Origin of the sequence: Streptomyces sp. NPDC005648 (genome assembly GCF_040605395.1) — a bacterium.
In the GTDB taxonomy this organism is placed as follows: Bacteria; Actinomycetota; Actinomycetes; order Streptomycetales; family Streptomycetaceae; genus Streptomyces.
Genome location: NZ_JBEXCS010000003.1, coordinates 198,132 through 209,199, shown reverse-complemented (window position 1 = coordinate 209,199; position 11,068 = coordinate 198,132). Strand labels below are relative to the sequence as shown.

Annotated in this window: 10 protein-coding genes and 1 pseudogene; 2 read left to right on the top strand and 9 right to left on the bottom strand. The window is 72.2% G+C overall.

Going from position 1 to position 11,068, the window contains the following annotated elements:
- Positions 1 to 212, bottom strand: a pseudogene (locus ABZT17_RS03285) (hypothetical protein); the annotation flags it as partial.
- 116 nt (positions 213 to 328) lie between these two features.
- Between ABZT17_RS03285 and ABZT17_RS03280 the strand changes: the two are divergent.
- A complete protein-coding gene (locus tag ABZT17_RS03280) occupies positions 329 to 676 on the top strand; it encodes a VOC family protein (protein ID WP_356343041.1) in 348 nt (115 codons plus the stop codon).
- Between the two features lie 38 nt (positions 677 to 714).
- On the opposite strand, the gene ABZT17_RS03275 is transcribed toward ABZT17_RS03280, so the two are convergent.
- The gene (locus tag ABZT17_RS03275) at positions 715 to 2,643 is read right to left on the bottom strand and encodes a DUF5107 domain-containing protein (RefSeq protein ID WP_356343039.1); all 1,929 of its coding nucleotides are present in this window, start codon (positions 2,641 to 2,643) and stop codon (positions 715 to 717) included.
- A 173-nt stretch (positions 2,644 to 2,816) separates the two neighbouring features.
- On the opposite strand from ABZT17_RS03275, the gene ABZT17_RS03270 reads away from it, so the two are divergent.
- Positions 2,817 to 3,164 carry a DUF6204 family protein gene (locus ABZT17_RS03270; protein ID WP_356343037.1) on the top strand — a complete coding sequence of 116 codons (348 nt, stop codon included), beginning with the start codon at positions 2,817 to 2,819 and terminating at the stop codon, positions 3,162 to 3,164.
- Here ABZT17_RS03270 and ABZT17_RS03265 read toward each other — a convergent pair.
- The 7 genes from ABZT17_RS03265 to ABZT17_RS03235 form a co-directional block, all read right to left on the bottom strand.
- The gene (locus ABZT17_RS03265; RefSeq protein WP_356343035.1) at positions 3,136 to 3,687 is read right to left on the bottom strand and encodes a GNAT family protein; all 552 of its coding nucleotides are present in this window, start codon (positions 3,685 to 3,687) and stop codon (positions 3,136 to 3,138) included. The genes ABZT17_RS03270 and ABZT17_RS03265 overlap by 29 nt on opposite strands.
- A 25-nt stretch (positions 3,688 to 3,712) precedes the next feature.
- Positions 3,713 to 3,958, bottom strand: coding sequence for a DUF1049 domain-containing protein (locus tag ABZT17_RS03260; RefSeq protein WP_356343032.1), 246 nt, complete (start codon positions 3,956 to 3,958; stop codon positions 3,713 to 3,715).
- A gap of 61 nt (positions 3,959 to 4,019) precedes the next feature.
- Positions 4,020 to 5,798 (bottom strand): CocE/NonD family hydrolase, encoded by a 1,779-nt coding sequence (locus ABZT17_RS03255; RefSeq protein WP_356343030.1) that lies wholly within the window; start codon positions 5,796 to 5,798, stop codon positions 4,020 to 4,022.
- Positions 5,799 to 5,907: 109 nt separating this feature from the next.
- Positions 5,908 to 6,831 (bottom strand): LD-carboxypeptidase, encoded by a 924-nt coding sequence (locus tag ABZT17_RS03250; protein WP_356343060.1) that lies wholly within the window; start codon positions 6,829 to 6,831, stop codon positions 5,908 to 5,910.
- A gap of 36 nt (positions 6,832 to 6,867) precedes the next feature.
- Positions 6,868 to 8,820 carry a prolyl oligopeptidase family serine peptidase gene (locus tag ABZT17_RS03245; protein ID WP_356343027.1) on the bottom strand — a complete coding sequence of 651 codons (1,953 nt, stop codon included), beginning with the start codon at positions 8,818 to 8,820 and terminating at the stop codon, positions 6,868 to 6,870.
- Between the two features lie 18 nt (positions 8,821 to 8,838).
- Positions 8,839 to 10,143, bottom strand: a complete 1,305-nt coding sequence (locus ABZT17_RS03240; RefSeq protein WP_356343025.1) for a M20/M25/M40 family metallo-hydrolase — start codon at positions 10,141 to 10,143, stop codon at positions 8,839 to 8,841.
- A complete protein-coding gene (locus ABZT17_RS03235; RefSeq protein ID WP_356343023.1) occupies positions 10,136 to 10,969 on the bottom strand; it encodes a M55 family metallopeptidase in 834 nt (277 codons plus the stop codon). Before ABZT17_RS03235 ends, ABZT17_RS03240 begins: the two co-directional genes overlap by 8 nt.
- Positions 10,970 to 11,068 lie beyond the last annotated feature (99 nt).

Sequence of the window (11,068 nt, the reverse complement as noted above, 5' to 3'; positions counted from 1 at the left end):
GGCAGACCGATCGCCAGGGCCAGCCCCACGGTCAGCGCCAGGGCCGCGCCCGCGTACAGGGCGACGGCGCCGGACGCCGCGTACAGCATGGCCGTGCGGCGCTGCTTGCGAGTCTGTTCGCGCAGTTCGTCGCGCACGGTCTCGCGCGCCACCTGCGCCAGCTCGTCGACCAGGTGCTTGTCCAGGTGTTCCAGGTGATCCAAGCCTTTCATGGCCGCCGGGTACCCGTACAGGCGTACGCATAACGCGCCGCGTCACGGGCGGGACACGCAACCTAAAGGACCGGAAGTGATCACCTCGTCCCGTGCCCCCAACTAGGCTCGTCCCCATGGACATTCTGGGAGCCACGCTGCGCATCTGCGTAGACGACCTGGAGAAAGCGGTCCCCTTCTACGAACGCCTGGCGGGTGGCAGAGCCCTGCGTTTCGAGCGCGGTGGCGTCCAGGTGGCCGCGGTCGGGTGTTTTCTGCTGATGAGCGGGCCCGAGGCCGAGCTGGAGGTGCTCCGCAAGATCGCCGCGACGATCGCCGTGCAGGACGTCGAGGAGACCCACCGGGTCCTCACCGAGCTCGGCGCACACATCGTGGCCGGCCCGGTGGCGACACCGGGCGGCCGCAACCTGATCGCGATGCATCCCGACGGGATGGTCTACGAGTACGTGGACCGCGACCGCTAGACCCGCGCCCCTCGCGAACCGGCGAAACCGCCCGCCTCTCACCCCTCCGGCGGGCGCATACGGAAGTCGTAGTGCGCCGGGAGCGGTTCGTCGGTCAGCCTCGACCACAGACGGCCGATCGCATCCGCTCCCTCCCGCAGATCGGCGACCTCGAACCCGGCGCGGAACACGTCGAGCGCCTCCTCCCGCCGCCCCTCGGCGAGCAGCAGCCCGGCCTCGACCAGCCGGAACCGCCCGCGCCGCCGGATCGCGGGAAGCAGCCGGTCCCACACGGCACGCGCCTGGGCGGTACGGCGTACGGCGAGCAGCGCCTCGATCGTCTCGCGGCCCAGCGCGGCGGTGGCCGCCGTCCATGACGCGCCGTGGTCGCGGCGTTCGGCGCACAGGTCGTCGAAGGCTTCGGCGTACCGGTCGGCGGCCCGCTCGTGGTTGCCGCTCTCCTGGTCGGCGACGGCGAGACAGCGCAGCAACGGCCAGAGCGACGGGGCGAGTTCCAGGGCCCGCTCCCAACTCCGCACGGCCTGGGCCCGGTCGCCGGCGTGCCACTGGGCGACGCCGAGGTGGTACTCGGTGAGCGGGGTGGCCGGCGCGGTCTCCAGCATGTCCCGCCAGTGCGGGGCGACCAGCGTCTCGCCGGGCGGCCGCACCCGGCGCGGCTCGGGGTAGACACCTGCGCGCAGCAGCCGCACCCAGGGCTCCTGGGCCTCGCCGAGGGTGCTTTCCTCGAAGGGGGTACCGGGCAACTTCCAGTCGGCGCGCAGCACTTCGAGGGCGCCCCAGCCGGAGCCGGTGGCGAGGATCTCGCCCGGTTCGGTGTCGGCGCAGGGCTTCCAGGCGGTGTACGCGGCGTCGACGTCGGCGCGGGGCAGGGCGGCTTCGAGGCGTGCCTCCACCTCGTCGACGGTGTCGGCGGCCTCCAGCGGCCCGTACACCTCCAGCCACGACACCTCGCTCTCCGGGTCCAGACGTACGTGCTCCAGCTGGGTGCGGGCGAGGCCCGCCTGGATCTCGCTGTAGCCGCCGGTGCCGGGTTCGGTGAGCCACTCCTGCCAGCGCCGCCCGCCGGGCCCCCGGCCCCAGACGAACAGCTTGCGCCCGCGCAGCACGTCGGTGGACGTCTGCACCAGCCCGTACCCGTCCTCGTCGAGGGCGGCGATCCAGCGGCGCCGGGTGTCGGGAAGATCGTAGAACCAGTCGGCCGCGCAAGCGAGTTGACGTGTCTCGTCGTACGACGGGACGGGTACCCGGCGCAGCCTGCGCTCGTACCCGAAGGACCAGGCCTCGTCGGCCGGCACGATCACCCGGCGCTGCTCGGGGACGGCGGTGTTGGACCACCAGTACGCCGGCACCGGCTTCTCGTGCGGGTTGCGGACGCGGACGCCGACATGGAGGAAGTCGGAGCGCTCGGGCAGCCAGAGGTCGATCTGGAAGGGCAGGCCGCGCAGCCGCTCCCACTCCCACAGACGGAGCATCTCGCCGCCGTCGGGGGCGGGGACCCGGGCCGCGTGCAGCGGTGAGCAGGAGAGCGTGGTGTGGCCGGTGGCGCCGATGTTCCACTCGATGCCGCCGGCGTACCAGGCACCGTTGAGGGCGAGGTTCGCGGGCTGGAACACCGGGTTGCGGTAGAGGAGTTCACGGCCGGTGGGCTTGTGGAGGAGGGAGGCGACCCGGCCGCCGAGGCCGGGCAGTACGGTGGCGCGCAGCCGGTCGTTCTCGATGACGAGGCTGTCCAGGGCGCGGGGCTCGCGCTCTCTGCCGTACCCGTCCCGGATCCGCACCGGCAGCAGGCTGCGCAGCGGCTCGTAGGCCGCCTGCCGGGCCATCTCACGCGGCAGCTCGTCCCGGTCCCGGTCCTCGATCCGATGGACCTCCCGCGGCGGCCGCAACGGGGGCAGCGGATTGTCCGGCCCCAACTCCGCGGCGGGCAGGGTCAGTACCTCACGTCGGATGGTCGTCACGATCACCATGGAAGCCGCTCCCCGGTGAGCTGGCCAGGGGAGGCACCGGTCAGGATTGCGCAAAGGCGGACAGCGGGCTCCGGCGCCCGCGTCGCGCGCCGCGAAATTCCGCGTGCGGGGTGCCGGCCCCGACGTACAGTCGGCCCCCGGACGGGAATCGACCCAGGAGCGGAGCACAGCCGATGAGCGAGCAGCACACCTACCGGGTGATCGTCCGGGGCACATGGGACGGGCCGGCCGACGAGGCCCGGCGGCGGCTGCTCGCGGAGGCGGCCGACCACGGGATGGCGAGCATGCGGTTCACCGAGGAGGGTTCGCTGTCGTACGAGGCATCGCCGCTGAAGCACTTCTCGATGCGGTTCGTGGTGGTGTCGGACGCGGCGGACGGCGAGGAGATGGCCGCAGCGATCGCCGAGGACCGGGCGGAGACCGCGCTCCGGGCGCTCGGCCACGGCTTCCGTGACCTGAGGTCGACCGTCACCGACCTCGACACGATGAAGATCAACCGGAAGCCCGCATCTCGGCGGTGATCGCCCATCGCTCGTGGTCCCGCCAGGCGCCGTCGATGAAGATCATGTTCGGGGAGAAGCCCTCCAGGCGGAAGCCGCAGCTGCGGGCCAGGGCGATGGAGCCGGTGTTCTGCGGCTGTGCGTTGATCTCCAGCCGGTGCAGCCGCATCGGGCCGAAGGCGTGGCCGACCACCAGGTCGAGGCCCTCCCGCATCAGCCCGCGCCCGGCGGCGTGCGCGAAGGCGCCGTAGCCGAGCGCACCGCACTGGAAGCCGCCCTCGACGATGTTGTTGATGTTGATGAACCCGGCGATGCCCCCGCCGTCGATCTCGCACACGAGGAATCCGGCCTTGGTCCGGTCCTCGATCAGCCGGCCGGCGTAGGCGGTGTACGCGTTCGGGCTGTCCGGCGGGAACAGCCACGGGTGGTGCAGGTCCTTGCTCTCCCGGGCACGGGCGGTGAACTCCGCGCCGTCCTCGTAGGTGAAGTGACGTATCCCCACCCGGGGGCCCTCGGCGAGATAGCGGGATGCGGTGTGCGGCATCCCGCCACCCTACGATCCGCCGGCCCTAGCCGCGCCGTCTCATGAAATATGCCCCGCACAGGGCACCGATGGCCCCCGTCGCCAGCAGTGCCATCCACAGTGGTGTCGTCACCTCGGGAATCAGCAGCCGGATCCTGGTGGCGCGGGTGTTCTCGAAGATGAAGATCAGGGCGAGGACGGCGAGCAGGAGGACGGTGACACGGCCGGGCGTGAACACCTGCCCGCTCCGGCTCCCGCTCTTCGTACCGTGCTCGGAAGTCTTCGGGTTCATACCTCCAGCCTGAGCCCGGATCCCTGGTCACGCGCGGTGAGGCCTGCCTCCGGGTGACACCTCAGCCGCCCGTCACGGGCAGCCGCAGCACCCCGGCGTGCCCCGGCGCGCCGACCACCGTCACCGGCTTGATCCCCCGGTTCCCGAAGTACGCGTCGTCGCTCGCCGCGATCACGAACCGCAGCCGGTGCCCCTTCTCGTACCGGTGCACGATCCCCGGCAGGGACACGGTGAAGCTCCTGGTCACGTCCGGCACCCGCACCGGCGCGACCAGCCGGTGCACCAGGGTCTGCGTGCCGTCGGGCGCGAGGTCGTACAGCTTGGCGAAGAGGACGAGCCGGTCGGCCGCGTCGCCGGAGTCCTGCGTCCGCTCGGCCGCCGGGGAGACGACCTTCAGGGTGGCCCGGGGCGCGCCCACGACGTCCATGGCGCGGGTGAGCGGGGCGCCGGTCCAGCCGAGACACGTGCCCGGGGTGTCGTAGGGTGCCGGGTCCGGCAGTCCGAGGGCCCCGCTGAGCGGGCTCTCCGAATGGCTCGTGGGGACGGTCGAGTTGGTGTACGTACGACTGCCTCGCACCACCTTCCTGGCGCTGTCGACGAGCTTGCCGTCGCCGGAGAGGTAGAACGCCCGGGTGAGGGCGGGGAGGCGGTCGGCGGTGGCGTAGGTGCGGGCGGGGTCGGTGATCCAGTCGCGGTAGTAGGCGAAGGCCGGGCCCAGGTCCGCGCCACGCTGCCCGCGCAGATGGCGGTCGAACCAGGCGACGATCCGTCTGCCGACATAGCTCGACTCCAAGTCACCCCGGGCCAGGTCGAGTTCACCGGCGGCCGGGTTCGTCGAACCTCCGCTGTGGCCCCAGGACTGCCAGATCATCCTGGTCGTGGTGCCCCGCGCCTCGAGCGTCCGGTACGTCGCCGTCGCCTCGTCCAGGTTGAAGAGGCTGTCGGCCTGGCCCTGGACCAGAAGGGTGGGCGCCTTGACCCGGTTCAGGTACGACACCGGCGAGACACCGCGGGCGTAGGCGAGCGCCTCGGCGGTGGCGCGGGCGGGATAGCGGCCGGAGTTGAGGGTCTTGATGGTGTCGCAGGCCTTGGTGACGAAGTGGAGGCAGGTGAGGGAGCTGATGCGGGACGGGTCGAGGTTCGCCCAGGTCAGCGGCCGGCTCTCGCCGACGAGGTAGAAACCGTTGGTCCACTGCCATGTGAAGACACCCGGGACGGCGGTGCCGTGGGCGTTGTTCGGGTCCAGGGAGTGGGCCAGGTCGTTCCAGGTGATCAGGGGCACCAGCGCGTCGACCCGGTGGTCGACGGCGGCCGTCGCCAGCTGGACGGCCCCTCCGTAGGAACCGCCGATCATGCCGACCCGGGGGTCACCGGCACCGTCGAGGGTGACGAAGTCCGCCCTGGTGCCGTCGTCCGCGGCCCGCCCGCCGCCGAGGAAGTCGATGAGCCCGGAGGCCGCGGTGCCGTCGATGGCGGGGTCGTCCAGCGAGATCGGACAGCCGGACCTGCCGAAGCCGAGCCCGGAGTAGACGAGGGAGACATAACCGCGCTCGGCGAAGGCCCTGCCGATCGCCTCGGTCGAACCGTCGGACTTGCTGCCGCCGAAGCCGTTGGTGGCCAGGACGGCGGGCGCGGGACGGGCGCGGTCCACGCCGGCGGGGCGGTAGAGATCGGCGTCGACGAGACAGGTGCGGCCGCCCGCCCGGACCGTGAACTCGAGCGCGGTGACGCTGTATCGGGCGGTGGCCGAGGCGGGATCGGTGAGGGTGAGGGACGCGGGGAGGGATGCGAGGAGGGCGGCGCCTAGGGCGAGAGCGATCGATGCTCGGGTTCTTGGCACACGTCATGGTGTGACACGTGTCAGGCGAGGTCAATCACCGAAACGGGTGTTTGCTGACAGAGATTCAGTGGCGGGCGCGGCGGGCGGCGACGCCCCCGCGGGACGCCGCTCAGCGCAGGGCGGGTTCGTCGAGCGTCAAGGTGCCCGCATCGGCGTCGAGTTCGGCAGCCACTCCGAACGGGATCGTCAACGCGCCCTCGCAGTGCCCGAATCCGAACTCCTCCACCACGGGCACCCCGAGTCCCCCGAGCCGGTCGACGAGCAGCGGGCGCACCTTGTCGTACGGATCGCACCCGTGCCATGAGCCGAGCAGCACACCCCGCACCCCGTCCAGCCAGCCCGCGCGCAGGAGTTGGGTGAGGTAGCGGTCGAGACGGTACGTCTCCTCGCCCACGTCCTCCAGACAGAGCAGTCCGCCCCGGGCGCCCGGACGGGCGTTCGGGGTGCCGAGCTCCGCGGCGAGAAGGCAGAGACAGCCGCCGAGGGTGACACCCCGGGCCCGCCCGGGGACGAGGGGGCTGCCGCCGGAGGTGATCGTGCGGACGGACTCCGGCGCGAACAGCGTGGCCCTGAGATGGTCCTGCGCCCGCGCGTTCTTGATGAAGTCGACACCGGCCGCCATCGGACCGTGCAGGGTGGCAAGGCCGAGCCGGGTGGCGAACGCCTCGTGCAGCACGGTGAGGTCGCTGAAGCCGACGAACACCTTCGGGCCCGCCTCCCGCATGGCGTCCCAGTCGAGCAGGTCGACCATCCGCTGGACGCCGTAGCCGCCTCGCGCGCACAGCACCGCGTCCACGGACGGGTCGCACCAGGCGGTCTGCAGATCGGCCGCACGGTCCGCGTCCGAGCCCGCCAGATAGCCGAACTCCTCGTGCCGGTCCAGCACATGGGGTGCCACGACCGGATCGAGATCCCAGGCCCGCAGCACGTCGAGACCGGCCTGCACCCGCTCCTCGGGCACCGGTCCGCTGGTCGCGACGACGGCCACCCGGGCGCCGGCGGCGAGCCGGGACGGCCGTACGAGCTCTCGCACTTCTTCTCTCACGCTTCTTCTCTCACTCTTCTTCTCTCACTTGAGCAGCTCCAGGGTGGGGATGTCGCGCGGATCGATCCCGAACACCTGCGCGTACAGGGAGAGTTCGGACTCCAGGGCGCGGATCATGGTCTCGGAGCGACGGAATCCGTGGCCCTCGCCCTCGAACGCGATGTGGGCGTGCGGCACCCGCCGGCCCCGCATCCGCTCCAGGAACCGCTCGCTCTGGGCGGGCGGGCAGATCACGTCGTCGAGGCCCTGGAGCAGCAGGAAGGGCGCGGTGATCCGGTCGGCGTGTTCGACGGGCGAGCGCTCCGCGTACCGTCCGGGCACCTCGTCGAGCGGTCCGACCAGAGTGTGGAGGTACTGCGACTCGAAGTCGTGGGTCTCCCCCTCGGCCCAGGTGGCGAGGTCGAGCACCGGATAGAGGATCGTGCCGCAGGCGTACACATCGGTCACGGCGAGCGAGGCGGCCGCGGTCCAGCCGCCCGCGCTGCCGCCCCGCACCGCGAGCCGGTCCCGGTCGGCGGTGCCCTCGTCGGCGAGGGCGAGCGCGACGGCCGCGCAGTCCTCGACGTCGACCACGCCCCACTGCTCGCGCAGCCGGCCGCGGTACTCCCGCCCGTATCCCGTCGAGCCGCCGTAGTTGACCTCGGCGACCCCGATGCCGCGGGAGGTGAAGTAGGCGATGGCGAGGTCGAGGACGAGCGGCGCCCTGCTGGTGGGGCCTCCGTGCGCCCAGACGACGTACGGCGGCAGCTCGTCGCCCGGCGACACACAGACGGGGCTGTGGGGCGGGTAGACATGGGCGTGGATGTCGCGTCCGGCGGGGCCGGTGAAGGTGCGGATCTGTGGTTCGGGGTAGTGGGCGGGGTCGACGGCGTCCTCGTGCTCGGCGCCGACGACGCGGGCCCGGCCGGTCCTGGTGTCCAGCTCCACCACCTCGTAGGCGCTGCGCGGGCTGGCCCCGACGGCGACGATCCGCTCGCCGTGCACCGCGAGCGTGGCCCCGAACTCGGTCCAGGGGCCCGCCGCGTCGACGATCTCGCCGGTCTCCGGGTCGAGCAGGCCGAGGGCGGTGGCGCCCCGGCCGTGCACCACGGCGATCGGTCCGCTCTCCAGCGGTGCGAACCAGCGCTGGCCCAGCTTCCACAGCGGCCCGGCGAACTCCTCCTCGCGCGGGCACAGGGGTACGCCGTCGCGGTAGAGGTTCCACCAGCCGCTGCGGTCGCTCGCGTACAGCAGGGAGCCGTCGGCCGCCCAGTCGACCTGGGCGATCGACTCGTCCGTCCCGCCGGCGACGATCCGCGCGTCGTGGAGGACGCCGTCCTCGCCGACCCCCGCGACGACCAGTTCGGTGCCGTCCCAGGGCATGCGCGGGTGCTCCCAGGTGAGCCAGGCGGCGGTACGGCCGTCGGGCGAGAGGCGGGGCCCGGTGACGAACCGGCGCCGGTCGTCGGTGAGTTCCCGTACGGCGTCCCGGTCCTGGGCGGCCGAACCGTCCAGGGGCACGGCGGCCAGGACGCGGCGCACATCGCTGGGCCCGTCGCCGGTGAACTCCTCCAGCACGCACCACACCTCGCCGCGGTCGAGCAGCAACTGCGGCTCGGCCCAACGCAGTCCGCCGCCGACAAGGGAGAGGGGCGTCAACGGCTGGGGTTCTGCGTCGAGTTCGTACCGGTAGAGGCGCTGGTCGGCGAAGTTGACGAACACCACGAGCGGCCGGCCGTCCACGATCGCGCCGGCCCAGGGGTGGCCGCCGTACTCGATGACCCGGCTGCGCACGTTCCACGGCGCGGGCAGCACCGGCTCCTCCCGTCCGCCGACACGTCTGCGCACCAGGGTGCGCCGGCCGCCCTCGGTGGGCCGGGGCTCGGTCCACCAGGCCTCGGCGCCGACGAAGCCGACGTACTCGGGATGCCCGTCGTGCGCGGCGGCGAGCGCCGCGTCGATGGGCGAGGGCCAGGAACCGTACGGCAGGGTCTGCAACGTTCTCCCCCAACTCGCCTAGGCCGTGCGCAGGAACCGGTCGAGTACCCGCACTCCGAAGTGCAGTGCCTCCACGGGCACCCGCTCGTCGACGCCGTGGAACATCGCCTGGTAGTCGTACCCCTCCGGGAGCCTCAAGGGCGTGAACCCGTAGCCGATGATGCCAAGTCGTGAGAACTGCTTGGCGTCGGTGCCCCCCGACATGCAGTACGGCACCACATGTCCCTCGGGTGCGAACTCCTCGACGGCGGCCCGCATCCTCGCGTAGGTGGGCGAGTCGACGGGCGCCTGGAGGGCGACCTCGCGGTGCTGGAACTCCCAGTCCACGTCCGGCCCGGTGAGCCGGTCGAGGGTGGCGCGGAACTCGTCCTCGCCGCCCGGCAGATACCGTCCGTCGACGTACGCGACGGCCTCCCCCGGGATCACATTGATCTTGTAACCGGCGTCCAGCATGGTCGGGTTGGCGCTGTTGCGGACGGTCGCCTCGACCAGTTTGGCGGCCGGGCCGAGCTTCTCCAGCAGGGCGTCCACGTCGCCCGGGTCACTGTCGATGCCGTAGAGCGCGGCGAGTTCGGCGAGGGCGGCCGACACGGTCGGGGTCGGCCGCAGCGGCCACTCGTGCTCGCCGATGCGGGCGACGGCGGCGGCGATCCGGGTGACCGCGTTCTCCCCGTTCACCTTGGAGCCGTGCCCGGCCCGTCCGCGCGCGGTCAACTTCAGCCAGCCGGTGCCGCGTTCACCGGCGGCGATGGGATAGAGCTCCCGCCCGCCGCCGTCGTGGAAGGTGAACGCCCCGGACTCGCCGACCCCTTCCGTGCAGCCGTGGAACAGCCCGGCGTGCTCGTCGGCGAGGAATCCGGACCCGTCGCGTGCGCTGTCCTCCTCGTCGGCGGTGAAGGCGATGACGATGTCCCGGCGGGGCCGCACGCCCTCCCGGGCCCAACTCCGCGCGATCGCGAGGATCATGGCGTCCATGTTCTTCATGTCGACGGCGCCGCGCCCCCACACCACCCCGTCCCGGACCTCGCCGGAGAAGGGGTGCACGGTCCAGTCGTCGGCCTGTGCGGGCACCACGTCCAGATGACCGTGCAGCAGCAGCGCGTCCGCGGTGGGGTCGGTGCCCTCGATCCGCGCGACGACGTTGGTCCGGCCCGGGGTCCGCTCCAGGAGTGTGGGCTCCAGCCCGGCCCCGGCCAGCTGCTCGGCGGCGTACTCGGCGGCCGGCCGCTCCCGGCAGTCCCCGCCGCCCCGGTTGGTGGTGTCGATGCGGATCAGGTCGGAGGTGAACCGGACGACCTCGTCCAGCGCCCGCTCGTCAGCCATACTGCTCCTCCACTGCGGCCGAGACGATCGTGGTGACCGCCTTGAAGGTACGAATGCCCTCGTACATGGTCCCGCTGGTGTACGCGACCTTCCGCTCGCCGATCCGGCCCACCCCGGGCACCACGGTGGCGGCCATCGCCAGGTGCTCGGCGTCGAACTCGAGCGCGACGGTGAACGGGCCCGCCGTGACCGGTTCCTGACGGACCGCCAGCCCGGCGGCCTCCTTGGCGGCGGCCCGGATGTCGGCGGCGGTCCTGGCCGGCGTGCGGCACACGGCCGCGTACCGCGAGACATGGTCCTTGACGGCGACCTTCAGCGCCTCGGGGGCGTACCCGAGGGCGTCCTCGCAGGCCACGTCGTCGCCGGTGACGAGGACGACGGGGACGCCGTACTCGGCGACGACGTGCGCGTTGAGAAGACCCTCGCTCGCCCGTACGTCGTTCAGCCACACGCCGGTGATGGAGTTGGCGAGGTAGGTGTGGGCGAGGACGCCCTCCATGCCGGCGCCCGCGTGATAGCCGACGAAGGCGATCCCGTCCACGTCCCCGTGCTGCACGCCCTCCACCATGGAGAGCGACTTGTGCCGCCCGGTCAGCATCTCCGTGCGCTCGTCCAGCTGCTCGAGGAGCAGGTTGCGCATGGTCCAGTGCGCCTCGTTGACGACGACCTCGTCCGCGCCGCCGTCGAAGAACCCGAGCACGGCGGCGTTCACGTCCGAGGTGAACATCGAGCGGCACCGCTCCCACTGCGGCGTCCCGGGCAGCACGTCGGCCGGCCAGGTCACGCCGGTGGCGCCCTCCATGTCTGCGCTGATCAGGATCTTCATGCCTGGCCACGTTACGCGCCAACCCGACCCCGCTTCCAGGACTCGACCACTCGGGGGCGTCGTGGGGGGGTAGGGCGGGGTGGTTCGGGTTGCGGTGTG

Coding starts and splice junctions, on each gene's coding strand:
- ABZT17_RS03240 (WP_356343025.1), bottom strand. CDS start 10,143: ATGGCTGACGAGCGGGCGCTGGACGAGGTCGTCCGGTTCACCTCCGAC.
- ABZT17_RS03260 (WP_356343032.1), bottom strand. CDS start 3,958: ATGAACCCGAAGACTTCCGAGCACGGTACGAAGAGCGGGAGCCGGAGC.
- ABZT17_RS03275 (WP_356343039.1), bottom strand. CDS start 2,643: ATGGTGATCGTGACGACCATCCGACGTGAGGTACTGACCCTGCCCGCC.
- ABZT17_RS03235 (WP_356343023.1), bottom strand. CDS start 10,969: ATGAAGATCCTGATCAGCGCAGACATGGAGGGCGCCACCGGCGTGACC.
- ABZT17_RS03265 (WP_356343035.1), bottom strand. CDS start 3,687: ATGCCGCACACCGCATCCCGCTATCTCGCCGAGGGCCCCCGGGTGGGG.
- ABZT17_RS03280 (WP_356343041.1), top strand. CDS start 329: ATGGACATTCTGGGAGCCACGCTGCGCATCTGCGTAGACGACCTGGAG.
- ABZT17_RS03270 (WP_356343037.1), top strand. CDS start 2,817: ATGAGCGAGCAGCACACCTACCGGGTGATCGTCCGGGGCACATGGGAC.